This window comes from Shewanella sp. M16 (assembly GCF_018224605.1).
Taxonomy (GTDB): Bacteria; Pseudomonadota; Gammaproteobacteria; order Enterobacterales; family Shewanellaceae; genus Shewanella; species Shewanella oncorhynchi.
The window spans coordinates 1-16,658 of sequence record NZ_JAGTUL010000058.1 but is presented as its reverse complement, the minus strand read 5'-3'; the positions used below and the strand labels follow the sequence as shown (position 1 = coordinate 16,658).

25 protein-coding genes and 1 pseudogene are annotated in these 16,658 nt (G+C 48.4%); 22 read left to right on the top strand and 4 right to left on the bottom strand.

Annotated features, from left to right (window positions below; translation table 11 throughout):
- From KFE26_RS24350 to KFE26_RS22035, 10 genes are all read left to right on the top strand, one after another.
- Positions 1-374, top strand: a 374-nt coding sequence (locus tag KFE26_RS24350) for a YdaS family helix-turn-helix protein (protein WP_311981443.1), incomplete at its 5' end; no start/stop codon positions are given.
- Positions 371-634, top strand: a complete 264-nt coding sequence (locus tag KFE26_RS22075) for a pyocin activator PrtN family protein (RefSeq protein ID WP_113939957.1) — start codon at positions 371-373, stop codon at positions 632-634. The genes KFE26_RS24350 and KFE26_RS22075, both read left to right, overlap by 4 nt.
- A gap of 37 nt (positions 635-671) precedes the next feature.
- Positions 672-869, top strand: coding sequence for a hypothetical protein (locus KFE26_RS22070; protein WP_115406999.1), 198 nt, complete (start codon positions 672-674; stop codon positions 867-869).
- 36 nt (positions 870-905) lie between these two features.
- Positions 906-1,262 (top strand): hypothetical protein, encoded by a 357-nt coding sequence (locus KFE26_RS22065; protein WP_212601733.1) that lies wholly within the window; start codon positions 906-908, stop codon positions 1,260-1,262.
- A gap of 14 nt (positions 1,263-1,276) precedes the next feature.
- Positions 1,277-1,516, top strand: a complete 240-nt coding sequence (locus tag KFE26_RS22060; protein ID WP_012197348.1) for a hypothetical protein — start codon at positions 1,277-1,279, stop codon at positions 1,514-1,516.
- Between the two features lie 2 nt (positions 1,517-1,518).
- Positions 1,519-1,788, top strand: coding sequence for a hypothetical protein (locus KFE26_RS22055; protein ID WP_115407002.1), 270 nt, complete (start codon positions 1,519-1,521; stop codon positions 1,786-1,788).
- Positions 1,785-2,024 carry a hypothetical protein gene (locus KFE26_RS22050; protein WP_212601732.1) on the top strand — a complete coding sequence of 80 codons (240 nt, stop codon included), beginning with the start codon at positions 1,785-1,787 and terminating at the stop codon, positions 2,022-2,024. The genes KFE26_RS22055 and KFE26_RS22050 overlap by 4 nt, the downstream gene beginning before the upstream one ends.
- A gap of 62 nt (positions 2,025-2,086) precedes the next feature.
- Positions 2,087-2,404, top strand: a complete 318-nt coding sequence (locus tag KFE26_RS22045) for a hypothetical protein (RefSeq protein WP_212601731.1) — start codon at positions 2,087-2,089, stop codon at positions 2,402-2,404.
- Entirely contained in the window at positions 2,401-4,686 is a 2,286-nt protein-coding gene (locus KFE26_RS22040; RefSeq protein WP_212601730.1) for a replication endonuclease, read from the top strand. Before KFE26_RS22045 ends, KFE26_RS22040 begins: the two co-directional genes overlap by 4 nt.
- Positions 4,687-4,892: 206 nt before the next feature.
- Positions 4,893-5,504: a hypothetical protein gene (locus KFE26_RS22035; RefSeq protein ID WP_212601729.1), complete on the top strand. Its 612-nt coding sequence runs from the start codon at positions 4,893-4,895 to the stop codon at positions 5,502-5,504.
- Positions 5,505-5,927: 423 nt separating this feature from the next.
- Here KFE26_RS22035 and KFE26_RS22030 read toward each other — a convergent pair whose 3' ends face one another.
- Positions 5,928-6,974 carry a phage portal protein gene (locus tag KFE26_RS22030; protein ID WP_212601728.1) on the bottom strand — a complete coding sequence of 349 codons (1,047 nt, stop codon included), beginning with the start codon at positions 6,972-6,974 and terminating at the stop codon, positions 5,928-5,930.
- Positions 6,974-8,737 (bottom strand): terminase ATPase subunit family protein, encoded by a 1,764-nt coding sequence (locus tag KFE26_RS22025; RefSeq protein ID WP_212601734.1) that lies wholly within the window; start codon positions 8,735-8,737, stop codon positions 6,974-6,976. The genes KFE26_RS22030 and KFE26_RS22025 overlap by 1 nt, the downstream gene beginning before the upstream one ends.
- Positions 8,738-8,895: 158 nt before the next feature.
- Here KFE26_RS22025 and KFE26_RS22020 point away from each other — a divergent pair, with 158 nt between their 5' ends.
- The 12 genes and pseudogenes from KFE26_RS22020 (at position 8,896) to KFE26_RS21965 (ending at position 15,277) form a co-directional block, all read left to right on the top strand.
- On the top strand, positions 8,896-9,705 hold the full coding sequence (locus KFE26_RS22020) for a GPO family capsid scaffolding protein (RefSeq protein ID WP_212601727.1): 810 nt from the start codon (positions 8,896-8,898) through the stop codon (positions 9,703-9,705).
- A 9-nt stretch (positions 9,706-9,714) separates the two neighbouring features.
- The gene (locus KFE26_RS22015) at positions 9,715-10,719 is read left to right on the top strand and encodes a phage major capsid protein, P2 family (protein WP_115407010.1); all 1,005 of its coding nucleotides are present in this window, start codon (positions 9,715-9,717) and stop codon (positions 10,717-10,719) included.
- A 2-nt stretch (positions 10,720-10,721) separates the two neighbouring features.
- Positions 10,722-11,426 carry a phage terminase small subunit gene (gene gpM, locus KFE26_RS22010; RefSeq protein ID WP_212601726.1) on the top strand — a complete coding sequence of 235 codons (705 nt, stop codon included), beginning with the start codon at positions 10,722-10,724 and terminating at the stop codon, positions 11,424-11,426.
- A gap of 101 nt (positions 11,427-11,527) precedes the next feature.
- Entirely contained in the window at positions 11,528-11,989 is a 462-nt protein-coding gene (locus KFE26_RS22005) for a head completion/stabilization protein (protein WP_212601725.1), read from the top strand.
- A 13-nt stretch (positions 11,990-12,002) separates the two neighbouring features.
- Positions 12,003-12,221 carry a tail protein X gene (locus KFE26_RS22000; protein WP_212601724.1) on the top strand — a complete coding sequence of 73 codons (219 nt, stop codon included), beginning with the start codon at positions 12,003-12,005 and terminating at the stop codon, positions 12,219-12,221.
- A 2-nt stretch (positions 12,222-12,223) separates the two neighbouring features.
- The gene (locus tag KFE26_RS21995; protein WP_012197334.1) at positions 12,224-12,601 is read left to right on the top strand and encodes a putative holin; all 378 of its coding nucleotides are present in this window, start codon (positions 12,224-12,226) and stop codon (positions 12,599-12,601) included.
- Positions 12,601-12,921, top strand: a complete 321-nt coding sequence (locus KFE26_RS21990; RefSeq protein ID WP_212601723.1) for a phage holin family protein — start codon at positions 12,601-12,603, stop codon at positions 12,919-12,921. The genes KFE26_RS21995 and KFE26_RS21990 overlap by 1 nt, the downstream gene beginning before the upstream one ends.
- A gap of 5 nt (positions 12,922-12,926) precedes the next feature.
- A complete protein-coding gene (locus KFE26_RS21985; RefSeq protein WP_212601722.1) occupies positions 12,927-13,748 on the top strand; it encodes an N-acetylmuramidase family protein in 822 nt (273 codons plus the stop codon).
- Positions 13,732-14,196: an Rz-like lysis system protein LysB gene (gene lysB, locus KFE26_RS21980; protein ID WP_212601721.1), complete on the top strand. Its 465-nt coding sequence runs from the start codon at positions 13,732-13,734 to the stop codon at positions 14,194-14,196. The genes KFE26_RS21985 and lysB overlap by 17 nt, the downstream gene beginning before the upstream one ends.
- A pseudogene (lysC, locus tag KFE26_RS21975) lies at positions 14,102-14,347 on the top strand (Rz1-like lysis system protein LysC); the annotation flags it as partial. The gene lysB and the pseudogene lysC, both read left to right, overlap by 95 nt.
- Positions 14,340-14,813 (top strand): phage tail protein, encoded by a 474-nt coding sequence (locus KFE26_RS21970; protein WP_212601719.1) that lies wholly within the window; start codon positions 14,340-14,342, stop codon positions 14,811-14,813. The pseudogene lysC and the gene KFE26_RS21970, both read left to right, overlap by 8 nt.
- A complete protein-coding gene (locus KFE26_RS21965) occupies positions 14,795-15,277 on the top strand; it encodes a phage virion morphogenesis protein (protein WP_212601718.1) in 483 nt (160 codons plus the stop codon). The genes KFE26_RS21970 and KFE26_RS21965 overlap by 19 nt, the downstream gene beginning before the upstream one ends.
- Positions 15,278-15,432: 155 nt before the next feature.
- On the opposite strand, the gene KFE26_RS21960 is transcribed toward KFE26_RS21965, so the two are convergent.
- Both KFE26_RS21960 and KFE26_RS21955 read right to left on the bottom strand, forming a co-directional pair.
- A complete protein-coding gene (locus KFE26_RS21960) occupies positions 15,433-15,978 on the bottom strand; it encodes a hypothetical protein (RefSeq protein WP_173497371.1) in 546 nt (181 codons plus the stop codon).
- A 145-nt stretch (positions 15,979-16,123) separates the two neighbouring features.
- Positions 16,124-16,519, bottom strand: coding sequence for a hypothetical protein (locus KFE26_RS21955; protein WP_212601717.1), 396 nt, complete (start codon positions 16,517-16,519; stop codon positions 16,124-16,126).
- Positions 16,520-16,658: the final 139 nt, after the last annotated feature.

The window sequence follows — 16,658 nt, the reverse complement described above, 5'->3', positions numbered from 1 at the left end:
GTGGGCTCGGTGAGGTGTATAAGAGAAAAAATATATATTATTGGTTGAACGCTGCGCCAAATAACAACAAAAAGTGTTTACAACAAAATAAAGCGATCGTAATATATAAAAAAGTGGTTAACAGGGCTGGTGAGGCATGTATGTCTTCTATTAAAAAAGCAGTAAACATTATTGGCGGGCAAACGAAATTAGCCCGCCATCTAGAAACGCATCAAACCGCTGTCTGGAACTGGGTGCATCGTCATGGACAAGCACCAGCTAAATACATCCAGAGAATTGCGGCGCTTACAAATAACGAAGTCACCGTTGATCAGTTATTAGCCGACCATGAGAAAAACCTAGTCAAGGGCAGCAAGGAAGGAATGCAGCAATGAATATGGCCTTTGCATTACTGGCGCGTTTTGAGTCACCAGTGGTGGCACTTAAGGATATTAGTGACGAGTTTTTAGGCTTAACCCCTAAAACCGCAGAGCAAAAGGCCAAGGCGCAAGATTTGCCGTTCCCGACCTTTAAGTTGCGCGACTCGGAGCGCTCACCCTCGCTGGTGAATGTGCAGGATTTGGCGGCGTACATGGACAGCCAGTATGCGTTATCGCGTAAAGACTGGGACACGATTCAGCAAGCCAAGCGCTAATACAACAGCTTATAGGCACGGCAACGCAGGAGGATTTATGAGTTATCGGCAAATAAAAGGCACCACGATTGAAGTACCTGATTGGGTACAAGTACCGGCTTTTGCAGAGTTTAGTGAAGCAAAGTTGGAGAAGAGCCGCCGCGCGATTGCGTATCTACGCAGTAAGTATTTTGGGAATGAGGTTGGTAAACGAAAAACCAGAGTAGCAGAAAAAACAAAGCCACAACTGCGCTAACAGTTATGGCCTATATCACTTAATGAGGCACATCAAATGATGAAACAAAGCATAACAGTAACTTCCCCTTTAATTCAAGCACCCGCCCTAATTTTGTCGGCGCTGACCACAGCGCAGGAGGCTAATGCCTTTATGAACCAATTTAATTTTGACCTTAACAATCATTATCACAGCAGCATGCGTCGGCTAATGGTGGATGTGCATACCCGCCATGGTGATGCGCTCGCGGATGCAAACCCTATCAGTGCTGCACGTTATCGCGGTATGGCGGCAGGGCTTGAGCGCGTTGCGTTATTGGTGCTGGGCGATTCCTTTCTATACCACGCGTGTAGCGAGCTGGGCGATGAGCTTGAGCGGCTACATGAAGAAATGATGGCCGAGTCTGAACACTAAAAGCAGGGGGTAGTATGAAATTAGCCAATGTCGAGTTATCTGAAATCAGAGTTGTCTCGCTTTATGTGATCACCTGTTTCATGTGTGAAAAACAACTCCATCTAGCCGCCAGTGAAATTGATGCCAGCGTTGGGGATGCAGCAGCAATGGCAGCATCTCAGGGTTGGCATAGCTACGAAACCAGCGATGAAAGCTGTTCTGTTGCCTGCCCAAGCTGCATTAAAGAAGCGCAGGAAAACGAAGGGGAGGATTAGACATGTGTACGTTAGCCGCAGCAGAACGAATGTTAGCCACTGGCAAGTTTTACAGCGCCGGCACGTTAGCCGCCGAGTTAGGTATTTCGGCCGCGAGTGCGTCGGGCAAGTTATCGAACATTCGTTCTTCAAAAAAATATCAGTGCGTGGTGACGCCTTTACCCAATCGCAAGGTCAAGGTCGTAGCCATTAACGGTAAGTCTGTTTCTAAACAATCGATGTGGGATTTGGTGCTGTTCAAACGGCCATTGCCGCAGGGAGTGCACGCATGAGCCCGTCGCATTCAAATCAGCGCCAAATACTCGCCGAACTGGGCTCTGCACCACGCGCTATTTTTAATGGTCGTCACCCTGCGGGTTTGCGCAGTGACGGTTTGCCTTATGCCAGCCGCTGCAAGGTGAGCGATGCAAAACGTGCAGAACGCGCACGGACTCGCCGTATTGAAGATATGGCGTTAGCCAAAGAACTGGGCATTAGCCTAAGTGAATTACAGGACGGTGAGCTATGAATGATCATCAATCCGTCACTGAATTTAGTCGTCCCACTCACTCTAAAAATGGTGGCTGAGTCATGGCTAAAAAGTCGCACCGTTTCGCGCATTTACTCAGGCACTTTCGTTCCCGTCGGGAAGACCTGCTGACTCTGTTTAGGCAGCATCACGAGGACCCAACTGAGCTGAGTTTAATCAAACTGGCAGAGGTATTTGGCGCGCTTGATTGCCTTTACTGGCAGTCGCTTGGCTGTGGTGAAGTGTTGCTGGCTAAAAAAATCGCTAGAACGATTAAGGAGCCGTTCGAGTGCACTTTAGGTGCAGCGTGTCACGTTTCAACCGTTACTTCACATAGCAACTTCAGTAAGACAACGAGTGAGAGCTGTAACCCTCAATGAGCGCGCGCACCACTTCTCATCAACTTCCTTTTAAGCGGCGTTTGCAGCATTTGCCAACGCCGCTTGCTGATGACGTACTGGCAGCATTTGCTGTTGCGGCTGAGCGTATGCCTGCCGTACCGGTGGACTTGTGGCAGGATGAGGTTGTTGGCGTGCGGGAAAAGGTTGATACCACTCGCTTGTATCAGGCTATTTTCGATAAGCCAGCAGAGCGTTTTACCGCGGCAAAAGGGTTTGAAATGCTTGCGCCGCTGTCATTCCATGTGCGCAATAAAGTACAAAATACCTATCAGCAACGTGTTAATAGTGGTGGCATTGCTGCTGGCTCGGCGTATTTACGCGAAACCATTAAAAAGTTAACAGTGGTTTGGCATAAGTACCCATTTCATAAAATATCGGGTATGAAGTTTGTAAAGCACTCAGCGCAGGAGCTTGATGATAATGAGGATTTGCCCCCTGAAAGCCGCGCATTAGTTGCGGCCTCGCCATTTAGTGCATTTAGATTGTTACGCCATCGCAAATCGACTGAGCTTAAGCAGGTAGCATCACAAATGGCCGACGCTTGCATGGTGCAGGTTAAAGCGATTGCCGCAGCTGACCACAGTGATATGGCTTATTTTTACGCCTATGACGCTGCCGCCGAACTCTGCAAAACATGGAGCATCGAGCCGCCATACTGGCAAGCGGCACACGTTGACCACATTAATGAAGCGGCTGAGTGCGCAATATTACGGATGACCTGCCCAAAATGGTGGGGCAAGAAGCTATTAAAATTGCGGGATCAGTGTTGCGAACACCTTTGCCTAGCAGTTGGCCTCATCACCCAGAAAACCCCCTTTATCAGCGATGAATGCTTTAGTGAGTGGCAGTCACAGCAAAAGACGGCCATGCAGTGGCTTGAAAGCACCATGATTGAAAATGATGACGGGATAATCTTACCGCTGATTGAAGCGGCGATGGCGGGCAACGCCAACCCGACAAACCGTGTCACAGAGCTGATTGTGCGTAATCGCGGCTTAGAAGAAATCGCCGAGGCTGCAGGCATGATTGCGCTGGCGGTAACGCTTACTTGCCCGAGTAAATACCATTCAAATTCACATAAGTGGGATCTTGGCAACGCCAAGCGAGCACAGAAATACCTCGTTAATACCTTTGCCAAAATGCGTTCAGCATTGGGTTATCGCAACATTCCATTTTTAGGGTTTCGTGTCGCAGAACCGCACAAAGACTCGACGCCACATTGGCATATGGCGTGGGTGATTAAGCCTGAGCATGAAGCGGCAGTGAAGGACATTATTACCAAGTACGCCTATCAGGTTGATGGCGATGAACCAGGTGCGGCAGAGCACAGGTTAAAGATAGAGCCAATCAGAAAAGATGCTAACGGCAAAAGCGGCATTGCAGGTTACTTTATCAAGTACCTGCTTAAAGGTATTCCAGGTGATCACATGCATGGCCAGCAAGAGCTTGAACTGGAGTCCGGCCAAACTATTGAGGCGGCTTCTGCCCGTATCGCGGCGTGGGCCAGTCGATACGGCATTCGGCAGTACCAGTTTTATGGTGCTGAGTCGGTACAGATATGGCGCGAATTGCGCCGGCTGAAAGTAGGCCCGCAATCGCCTGAGATTGAAGCGGTAAGGGCTGCAGCTTGTAGCTCGGATTGGAAAGGTTATGAAGAAGCGATGAAGCATGCACAACTGTCACTCAATTATGAACTCACCCCTGAGGGCAACCAATACGGCGAAGTAACAAAGCGCGTGCAGGGCATTAACGGCATCGCTTTTGGTAAAAAGCGCTTAATCATCACCCGTGGCGAGCGCTGGAAATTGCGCAAAGCAACTGACGAAGAGCAAGACGCATACAAAGCACTTAAGCAACGCCGCAAAGATTTATTTACCGTTAATCGCGCCATGAATACTGAAAGCCGGCTTTCAAGAAAAGAACTCAAAGACGCCATGCCGAAGTGGAGCATGGCGCTGTTGCCGTTGCCTTTTGGCTCTCCTTGGACTTGTAGGAATAACTGTACAGACCCTGTTTTGGAGGAGGTTGATAGCCGAATTATCAGGCACCTTGCGCAGGTCGGTATTACTGACCCTGCCAACATTGAGCGTTTACTGTTCGATGGTTGTCGGGTGATGGATGCCGATGGCGGGGAATGGTGGGTTGATGATGGCCAACTGCGCAACGAACCGTATCGATATCGCGAAATTAGGGATCTTCCTCTAGATGAACTCGTCTCAGAAATGCAGTCGTGGGGAAATACTATGGAGTATTCAGCATGAAAACACTGATTCAAGGTTGTGAAAGTGCAGAACAGTTTGAGGTATTGCTTAAGCTGACTGGCATCAAGACATCTTTTGCCAAAGTGACATAAATTGTCGTAGCATTGCTCATAACTATATGACTCCAAATGATAGGTGCTAGCCAATGTCAAGTTTAACCATCTGGATGGAGTCCAATCATCTGTTAAGCTTTAATGAGGTTTAAAATGGAAACCAGTAATGTTCTTCAAGAGTCATACAATAAAACACTGGATGAGTTTTTCGAAGAGTTGTATTCATTTTGGGATAAAGTGCCTGATAAGATAGTTTCTGAATTTGTAAAATACTTTCCAACAACCATTTATTTAATCACTTCTAGTGGCGGTGATCTTTCTATTTTTAAAAAAAGTTTGCGTTGTAAAGTGGAGGGTGAAATTAAAAATTTAAAATATTCCGTAAATGAATTTAGAGAAAAACATAGCTATGTTTTTTTAACATCACTTCACTCACTTCACTCACTACCTATTACTTATACTACACATGATATTATCGAGAAAAAATATCCTATAGAGTTAAAGTCTTATGTGGACTTGTTTATAAAGAACATTACCCAGCAAGTTCTCGTAGATGATAAATATAATCGATGGTTGAGAGACGACAACCCTAAGCTCAATCATCAAGATGTCATAGAATTTATGAAAATGCCTGATGTTTGCATATCTAAGCTTAAAAATATGCAAAAAATAATTGATGAGAGATCGAAATGTATTCAAGAAAAAAAGGAGCATGAAAAGCTTATGAAATTTGAGAAAGCACGAACCGCTTGGGAACAAGCTTAAAAATTTTTGATAGTGATTCGTAACCAAAAAAGTTTATTGTTTGTTTCGTTTTTGATGCGATTTTTAGCGGATTAGATATTACGCAGCTCGAATCCAATAGAGCGTTATATCAATTTAGGTATAGGTGGCAATAGGTGAAAATTGAGCGCAAACTGACCATGATTTTAAATGGATCGCGTGGATCGCGTGGATCGCTAAATGATCGCAATCGCGTTTTTTTGCGTTTTTTGTAGCGGGACTTTACCAGTGAAAGCAGCAAGCGCTGGCGCGGTTTTCATTGATTGCGTTACTGCGTTTTTTTCACCCGACAAAGCGCGCAGGCGTGGCGTGGGTCTGACGGCGCGCGCTGGGTTAGAAGTGGGGGTAAATCGCAGGCAACAAAAAACCGCCCGAGGGCGGTTGATGGTAATGGTGTTCCGATAGTTACTTGGCTTCGGTTGCGACCGCCAGTTGGTAAGGCTTGAAGCGGACTATCTCTTCGCCGGCCCAGTCGTTGATGGCCAGTAGTGATTGGCGAATGCAATCCAGCTCGTTAGCATCAAATACCTGTGCTGCCTTGCCGGCATCACCAAAGCCGCCGGTATTGTTGGGCACAATCCCCATGAGTTGAGGCGGTACGCGGTGGGATGCCAGTTGGTCGTCACGGCTGACGTTCTTAATACTCAGGAACTCGTCATTAGCGGCGACCTCTGCCACAGGGATTAATTTGATCCCGTCCTTATTGCCACCTGGTGCATGCAAAAACAAGTTGCGGAAGTTGCCAGGGCCTTTGCTGTTTCTTAGGGATTCACGCAGCTTGGCGACATCTTTCTCGTTCACGGTTGAGTCGGTAAGGTACATGATAAAACCAGCGTGACTACCGTTCTCATAGTATCGACGCCTAAACAGGGTCGCACTTTCATTTAACAGCGATGAGTTCATACTGGCCACATAGTCGGGGATACCATAAACCTCTTGGTTTAGGTCTGGATCTTTTACATGAAAGATTGATGCTTCGGGAAACTCCATTTCCTCGTGAAAATTAGGTACCCACCAATACTGATTAGGTTTAATGCCTACTCGAGTATATTTAGCCGGCGAGGCTTGATACTTCAATGCACCGCCAAGGCGATTTTTAATGACTTGCACATAGGCATTATCAAAAACCAAATAGTCGAGCACAATGGCGGAAAAGTCATACAGGCTGAGCTTAGGATGCGGGATAAAACAACTTTTTAGAATGTTGCGCTTTACCTGAATCGCGCTGGCATGATGCACCGACGCCCGATAAATGCGACTTAGGCCCGTCAAGGACAGCGGCGGCTCATAGTACTTGCCGTTAGACATGGCCTCAAGATAGTCGAAAATCTCCCGCTGGCTCAGCACTGGCATAGGGTCGCCAAAGGTAAAGGTCTCAATTCGTTGCTCTTGCGGCCCTTGCTGCTCTTGCGGTTTGGCTGCTATGGTTCGAGCCTTTCTATATTTTGCCATTAGTCGTAAATCTCCAACGTCGATGTACTGGTGCCGCTGGTATCCAGTGGCTCATTGTAAAGTGCATGCATTGCCGCCCACGCGATATCGGCGTGGCTAATTTCTTCGCTGCGAGCGGATTCATAGGTAACTTGTTTGCCGTTGGCTGTCAGGGTTTTACGAATGCTCATAAATGCTTGGGCGAGGTCGGTCCAACCTGCGTCATATTCCAAGCGGCCTTTGCTGATCACGTCATAGGCCTTGATCACCATCTGACTTTTCAGCACAGGGTTGTAGAGGAATGGCGTGACCTGCGGGAAAAACTTCTTCACCAGTTGATACACTGCCTCACCAAGGCCAGTGGTATCGATACCGATAAAAGTCACATTGTATTTATTGCAGATATCCTGAATTGCTTTGGCCTGTGCCTCAAAGTCCATCCCGTTCCAACGGTGTTTTTCTATCACACGGAACTTACCGCCTGGCACAGCAGGTGGGCAGATCACAATGCAACCTGCGCTATCACCTTTGCCGCCTTTGTTCGGGTCGTAACCAATCCACACTTCACGGTGCGCCAGCGGTCTTGGTGCAAAGGGCTTGTAGTCTGTCCACACTTCCCACGAGTCAACCATGCAGCGCTGCATCATCACCATAGGGAACACCGACATAGTGTCGTCGATGAATTCGCACATCAGCAGGTTTGAATATTCGTCAGGGCTGTACTCTAAGTGCAGCGTATCGGGGTCGAATAAGTTGCAACCTTTGCGGATAGCATCATCGACCGTTACCACTTGCCGCCATTGGCCATCCTCACACCTACGGCCATTTGCTAGGGCACTATGGCTAACATCAATCTCAATGCGATCGGCTTTAGGGCGGCCACGGTTGAACAATGTGCCAGTCCAAAACGGGTAGGCGTCGTGGGTAATCGATGACGGGGTAGAAATGTAGGTTTGGCGCCATTTGGCATGGATAGCCATACCTGAAGCGACCTTGCGGAACTCTTGGAACTTGTGGATCCAGAAGTACTCATCAAGATAGAGATTGCCGTGGTAAGACTGGGCTGTTCTGGCATTGGTGCCCAAAAAGTACAGAATGGCGCCATTGTGCAGCACAATCGGGTCGCCCTTAAGTTCAATGCCGGTGACATCCTTCACGAACTGAATGATGTACTGCTTAAACACATGGGCTTGCGCTTTACTGGCCGATAAAAAGATTTGGTTACGGCCCGTTACTAAGGCATCAATAATGGCTTCATGGGCAAAAAAGTACGTCGCACCAATTTGGCGAGACTTTAAGATGTTGCGTATACGCTGGGTGAGTCCTGCTGTGTACCATTCCTTTTGATAGGCAAACATCGAGCCTTGGAACGCTTCAATCAGCTTTTCCAAATCCTCTTCGCTCACATGGTTCTTCACCGGCGGCTTTTTAGGTCCAGCATTGCGGTTTTGTACGTTTGGATTGAGGTCTGCCTCATTGCCGCCATTGTGATAGCGAGTGATGCGGGCAATACGCTCCAGCTGCCGACCGAGTAGGTCTATCTCCTTAAAATCCTTACCGTCTTTATCCTCTTTGTTGATGAGCTGCAGCATGCGCATTTCAAGCGCAGAGTCCACTCTGTCAATGGGTTTGGCATCTTCCCAGGCATCGCGTTTTTTCCAACTCGACACGGTACTTTCAGGCAGTTGTAAATGCTGGCTAATCTCGCGGACAGCCCAACCTTGCCAAAAAAGGTTTTTGGCAGATTGGCGTTGATTCTTATCTGTAGAGATTTGGGGATTCAGTTTCATGGCGCCAGTGTAAATAGCCCAATACCGAAAACCCTGCTGTTTAAGCGGTATCGGTTTCCTTATACCGCCCGAAGCCCTTGCCCATCATCGCCTTGCTCTTGACCATACAGGCAGCAGTTAACAGACCTAATTCAACCCCAAAGGGCGACAAAATGGCTAAGAAATCGAAATTTTTCCGTGTATTTACTGAAGGACATACGACCGACGGCCGAGTCGTTGAGCGTCAGTGGATCACCGATATTGTAGAAACCTATAACACCGCAAAGTATGGCGCCCGTATTTGGCTTGAGCATATTCGCGGTATTACCCCCGACAGCGCCTTTAAAGCTTATGGCGATGTGACCGCGGTAAAGGCTGAAGAAGTCGATGGCAAATTAACTCTGTTCGCGCAAATCGAGCCAACAGACGAGCTGATCGCCATGAACCAGAAAAAGCAGAAAGTGTATACCAGTGTCGAGATTGATCCCGACTTTGCCAAAACAGGCAAATGCTATCTCTCAGGCTTGGCAGTAACAGATTCCCCCGCATCCCTTGGCACTGAAATGCTGGCGTTCTCCGCAACCTGCAAAGACAACCCGCTTAACTCGCGCAAGCAACGCCCCGAAAACTTATTTACCTCTGCAGTGGAAGTGGATTTTGAATTTGAAGAGGTCAGCGACGAGCCCGGGCTATTTGCCAAGGTTAAAGCGATGCTCGGTAAAAACAAGGCAGAAGCCAAAACCGACTTTGCCGATGTGCATCAGGCCGTTGAAGAAATCGCCAAAACAGTAACCGCCGCGGGTGATGAGTTCACCAACAAGCTTGATAAATCCGTTAACAACTTCAATAAGTTGCAAACGGATTTTGATGAGCTCAGTACGCAATTCAATGCGCTTAAGACGCAGCTCGAAAAAGAAGAGCCACAAGGCCAACGACGTTCAACCGCAACCGGTGGCGACACCAACATGAAAACCGATTGCTAAGGAGCAAACATGCGCAATACCACCCGTACACTTTTTAACGGTTACCTAGGCCAAGTCGCCACGCTCAATGGCGTAGAAACAGCAACCGCCAAATTTACTGTTGAACCAACAATCCAGCAGACGTTAGAAACGCGAATGCAAGAAAGCTCGCAGTTCTTGACGATGATTAACGTTGTACCTGTCACCGAAAAGTCAGGCGAAAAGTTAGGACTTGGCGTTAACGGTACGATTGCTGGCACAACCGATACGACCCAAAGCGATCGCCAAGCCATCGACCCAACCGATTTAGATGCACTGGGTTATGACTGTACCCAAACCAACTTCGATACGGCGCTTCGCTACGCCAAAATCGATATGTGGGCCAAGTTCCCTGATTTTCAGGCGCGCATTCGTGATGCCATTCTGAAACAGCAAGCACTCGACCGCATCATGATTGGCTTTAACGGCACCAGCCGTGCGGCTACCTCTAACCGCGCAAATAACCCATTGCTGCAAGATGTGAACATCGGCTGGCTGAAAAAAATTCGCCAGCATGCACCGCAGCGCCATATGGCAGAAGTGGTTGAAGGCTCAGGTAAAATTGTTATCGGCACCGATTACGCCAACCTCGATGCTTTGGTATTCGACATGGTTAACAACATGATTGACCCATGGCATCAAGACGATACTGAGCTGGTTGTGATTTGTGGCCGTAAGCTGCTGGCCGATAAGTACTTCCCGATTATCAACAAAGACAACGTCCCCACAGAAACCATGGCCGCTGACATGATCATCAGCCAAAAACGCATTGGTGGATTAGGTGCCGTGCGTGTACCGCATTTCCCTGCTAACGCCTTGCTGGTCACGCGCCTGGATAACTTAAGCCTGTATTGGCAAGAAGGCGCTCGCCGTCGCAGTGTGATTGACAACCCTAAACGTGACCAAATTGAAAACTACGAATCATCAAACGATGCCTATGTGGTTGAAGATTATGGCTGCACAGCGTTTGCCGAAAACATTGAGATGGGAGCATAGCCATGACATCACCCGCCCATAAACGCTTTCATGGCGTGTTAGCGGCAGCGCGGGGAACGGATTCCCCCTTAAGCGCTCGCTCCGAAAACACTTACGAGCTCATGCTCATGCAGCTTACCGAGCATCGCCGCATCTTAAAAACGGTGCAGGCGCTCGCACGTAAGCTGCAGGCTAAGTCGCAGTTCTTGCCTGAATATGATGCCTATATCGATGGCACCATTAAGGGCGACAGTGGCGTGCAGGATGAAGTGTTCGTCACTGTACTGCTGTGGCATATCGATGTCGGCAATATCGACCGCGCCATTGAGCTGGCCGCATACGCGCTTAAACATGATCTGGTTATGCCAGACCGTTTTGAGCGCAATCTGGCTTGCACCATTACCGAAGAAATTGCCGAAACCGCCGCGCGCGTGATTGAAACTGAAACTCCAGTAAAAAGTGAGCAATTAAAGGCTGTGCTTGATCTCACGGCCGAGTGCGACATGTACGACGAAGCGCGCGCTAAGTTGCTACGTCAAATGGGGCAAGCATTTGAAGCTGAAGGCGAGTTAACCGCTGCGCTTGACGCCTATCAACAAGCATTAGCCCTAAACGATAAAGTGGGTGTGAAGAAGTTTATCGAGAAAGTCACTCGTGATCTTAAGAACGCCGACAAACAAACAACCGAAAGCACTGAGTCCTCAGAAACACAAGGCAGTGCAGGTTAACCGAGCGACCCTCGCAACCCGTGCGGCGCTGGCCAAGTAGCGTTATCCAATTTCACTACTTAAGCCTGCCCACCGCACAACCTAGCCGCAAGCAGGTAAACATGAGTTTTATCGCCCCAGCACCAAGCAGCGCACCCAAAACCATCACTAACAGTGAGTTTTGGCCTGATATTGATTTAGCTAAGCTGCGCGAGGCCATGCGCCTTGATGGCACTGTGACCAATGAGCGGCTTGAGCACTCCGCAATCAATGCAGCACTGCAGATAAACAGTGATCTCAAGGATTGGCGTATCGGGCAGCAAATCTTGGGCTTTGACGGTTTAGAACAGGTGCCAGCCGAGCAAATCAACAGCCAGAGCATCTATTTGCAATTGTATTTACGCGCGGTGTACTGCTTCACCAAAGCCAATCTCATTGAGCGTTATAGCGATTTTGATAGCACGGCCAAGGGGCTAAAGGCGGGTGAAGTGCTCGGCGATAGCGTTGACGATCTTCGCCGTGATGCGCGTTTTGCCATCCGCGACATCTTAGGCGAAAGCCATGTCACGGTGGAACTGATCTAATGGAATTAGTCTGATGAGCAGCTTGCAGGCAGTGCGCAGCATCGAGGGCGATACCGTCGATAAGATTTGTTATCGATACCTTGGGGCAACGGCTGAGTTAACTGAGCAAGTGCTAGACGCTAACCCGCAGCTTGCCGCCATCGGCCCTATATTGCCAAACGGTACGCTAGTACTTCTTCCTGTGCAGGTGGCCGCGCCGACACAGCCAAACTTTATTCAACTATGGGATTAATGATGAGCGAGCCAATTTCAGCGACATCAGCCACATCTGCAGTCGTCACCGCCAGCGTGCTGACATTAGTGCCAGGGGCTGAACCTGCAGTCATGATCGGCGCGTTTACCGGTGCAGTGTTGTTTATTATTTCGAATGACGCCGCGGGGAATTATCAGCGTATCGGGCTGTTTATTGTGTCATTTTTGGGCGGCGTACTGTGCGCCAATTGGGCCGCCAATGCTTTGAGCGCATTACTGCCAGATGCCTTGCAGGTCAATGTGGGCATGGCGGCATTAATTTCATCCGCCTGTGTTGTGCGCATGCTGCAGTATTTTATGAAACTCACCAATAACCCAGAAAGTTGGCTCAATGCCCTACGCGGGCTTAGGGGGAAATGATGCTGATCATCAATGCCATTATTTGTAGTTTGATTGTGTTGCGCCTGGCTTTGTTTGTACGAACTGGGCGGCATCGAATCTTCATCAGCATTTGCGCTTATCTCATCACCGTTGCCGCAGGCATTGAGGTCATTCTCACTGTGTATGGCGTCGCCACAGTGCCGAGTTATGCGGAGCTATTTCTAAAAGCCACGCTCTGCATCGCCATTTTCCAAGTGCGGGGCAATGTTGCGCATCTGCTGCAACTCAATACGAATAAAGCTGGCAGCAGGCTAGGGCGTATTCCCCGCCCACAAACATTCAAAACCAAACATAGGTAATCGACATGACTCTAAGAAAAGGCAGTAATGGCACGGCAGTGCGTGATTTACAACAACGGCTCAATGCCGCTGGCGCGTCATTAACGGTAGATGGTTGGTTTGGTGAGGCAACCCAAAAGGCCATCGAGCAATTTCAAGACAAGCAAGACTTACCGCGCACTGGCTACGCAGGGGTAAGAACGCAGGCATTACTCGCCGGCGAAAGCCGCAGCAAGTTTATTCACCACTCACAATTAGCTGACGCTGCAATGGTGCTGGGCGTCTCGTTTGCCGCCATGGCCAGCGTGGCAGAAGTGGAATCCAACGGCTTTGGCTTTTTCGCCTGTGGTAGGCCCACGATTTTATTTGAGCGACACGTATTTTATCGCGAGCTGCTGGAACAAGGCGCAGCTGCTGCAGAGCTTGCGGCTAAATACCCGAATATTTGCAACCCAGCCCGTGGCGGTTATACCGGCGGCAGTGGTGAATATCAACGGTTTGCTATTGCGTACCAGCTTAATCCAGAGGCCGCAATTTGTGCCTGTAGCTGGGGCATGTTTCAGATCATGGGCTTTCATTGGCAAGTCTTGGGCTATCCGTCTCCGCAGGCATTCAAGCAAGCTATGGATATTTCAGAGGGGGAACAGCTCAATGCCTTAGTTAAATTTATCGAGGCTGACCCTATTTTGCATAAGGCACTTAAAGCGCGTAAATGGGCAGAATTTGCCAAGCGCTACAACGGTCCTGCTTACAAAGAAAATGACTACGACATTAAATTAGCGCGAGCGTATCAGCAGTTTACTGCCGCGAGCCAGCAGCAGGGCGCCGATAATGTTGTCGCTGCTTAGCCGGTTTATTCAACCATTTACAGGCTATTTAGTTGTCGCCGCCATCGGGATCGCGCTCACCATGGCGGGCGTGATTTATCTGCAGCAAGAGCGACTGAATAAATTGCAGCAGACGCAGGGCGCAATGCTGCAATCGCTGACACAAACATCACAGTCCTATTTTGACTTAAAGCAGCTATCAGCCGAAAACCAGCAAGCGCAGGCAGAGCTGCGAATGCAGCTAGCCAGCGTAAGCAGCACTAGCCAATACCGGAAAAACAAAATTGAGGAGCTAAAACGTGAACTTAACGATGTTAAAGCCTGGGCTGATACTGTTCTGCCTGATGCTATTCGCCGGCTGCACCAGCGCCCCGCCATTACTGGCAGTGCAGAGTACCGTCGTTGGTTGTCCACTCGTGATCCCTTGTCTGTTGCCGGCGAGCAACCCCATCAGCAATCAAGGGATTAGCAGTGAGCTCGATACCTGCGAAACGGCTTGGCATGACTGCGCCGCACAAATCGATATGATTATCGAGTGCCAAACTAAACAAGAAGCTAAACAGAAAGCTAAGCAGCAAGCCAAAGACTTAAGCCAGACTGAAGGGAAACGCAATGAATAAGCCGGCGCAGCTGCGTGAGTTGTTATCCAGTCACGTTCCACACTTGCAACAAAACCCTGATTGCCTGCACGTATTCATCGAGAACGGCAACATCATCGCCACCGGTGCGGTGCAAAACCTGAGTTTTGAGTATCAATTCAACTGCGTATTAATCGTGACAGACTACGCCGCCCATGCTGATACGCTCATCGTGCCTATTTTAGGTTGGCTTGCAGCGCAGCAACCAGAGCTGTTATTTAACCCGGACAAGCGCGAGACTGGCTTTAAATTCAAAGCCGAAATCATTAATCACACCACTGCTGACATCGAAATTGTGCTGGCATTAACTGAGCGAGTAAAAGTTGTTGCGGGTGATAATATGCAGCTTGAAGTGACTCACTTACCTGAGCCCGTTTTCAATGACGAAGCGATTGATTGGACGCTTTACACCAATGGAATTGAAGTGCCATGGCCACCGACGATTTAAACCGACTGAATGAGCTGTTTGACGGGCTAATACAACAATTATCCCCTGCAGCGCGCAAGCAACTAAGCCGCGATATTGCAAGACGACTACGCGCCACCCAGGCACAGCGGATAAAGCAAAATATTGCGCCAGATGGCTCGGCATTTGAGGCTAGAAAGCCCCAGCCTACGTGGGCTAAAAGGCTAGGGGCAATTAAACTAAAGCTGATGTTCCAGAAAATCATCAGGCAAAAATACTTAAAGGCCGAGTATTCAGCATCAGCTGCCAGTGTTGGGTTTACGGGGTTTATTTCCCGCGTAGCGACCGAGCATCAATACGGGCTTAGAGGGCGGATAAACGAGCGGATATCGGCACAATATCCGCAGCGGGAGTTGTTAGGGTTCACCCTTGATGAACAGGACATGATAGAAGAGGCTATCGTAAGGCATTTTAGCGATCATGTACTAAATCCATCATCCAACTAAAAACTCAAACAGCTTTGAGACAAATGCATGTTAGCTCATCAGCTATAACTGGTGAATTTCAAAAAATTTCTATTGGGTAACGTTTGGTTAAGGGGCGGGCTTTAGCCCGTCCCAGTGAGCGAAGCGAATGGTTTGAACCTATTGTTAGTCGCGCCTCACCACGAAGTAACTTCATAGATCACTTCACTAGCTGACGGCTCATCTGGAAGGAAACCGCTGCTAGTTTCAAGGATAGCTGCATGATGCCCGTTTTTTGAAGCAATGGCCGCCTGATCGATACCGCGTAATGACATGACCCTAAATGCATCAATGGCTGCCGAGCGGGTGAAAACGTAGCCCGGAAGTCTGGAGACCCATGACCCAGCGTCATTAAAGGCAACCCCATTGCCGCCATCCAAGACCAAGACATATTCACCTTCGGGTAGCCTTGAGGCCCAGCGGAAGAAGCTCTCTAACGCCTTTTCTTTGAAGGCCGTTAGCAAAACATTTGAGCCAGCCATCAGCAGGTGGCTGTTCTTATGTAGTTCTATAGACTTGTGGATTACCGGCGAGAACAACGCTGATAACTCTGGATGATAGATTGCCTCGGCCTTCTCAAACTCTGACTTGAGTTGGCTAGGTAACGATGACAGAAGCCCATTAGCAGCTAGTCGTTGAGAGTTCTTAGTAGCTAAGTCAAAGAGCTTTCTGTTTGTATGCATCTTAGTGGCTAACGCCGTGGTAAACGGCAGAATTTAAGTTGTGGCTTTGTGGAATACTTTTGCGCAGCAAAACCACAAAACCGCGACTTAAATTCTGTCCAGTGGAGCGAAGCGGAACGGTGTTTGACCACTTTGTTAGTTGCTTCTATGTTAAACGTGGCCATTTTTTGTTGAGGCCAAATAAAACCGTTAATGCAACTAAGCACACCAATACATAAGGCGCCATGAATTCGGTAACCGATTCCAGAAAATAAGTTAAAAAATCAGGCTCGCTTAGCTGTGAAAATGTAACCCAGATAAAACCAGAAACCAGCAAAATTACAGCCACCATTTTTAAATTGGCTTTAAATAAATAAGCAGTGACGCAAGTTGCTAATGCCGTTATCAACCCAGAGTATATATATTGCTTTTGCAGGATATTAATATAACTTTCATCCACTGGCGCAAAAGTACCTATATTAGCTATAGGTCCTGTGTAGTACGCAACGACAAGACTGCCCATAGAAATAATAAAAATTAAGATATGAGTGAATAGCTTCATGCTCTTCTCAACTAACGCTTTGCCAAGGGGCAAATGAGAACGATGTTAGGCGAAGCCTTGTGAGTATTTGTCCCAGCCGCGCTTTTTAGCGGCGAACTTAGGCAACTTGTTAGTAGCATATTATGCAACGTTGTTTGAT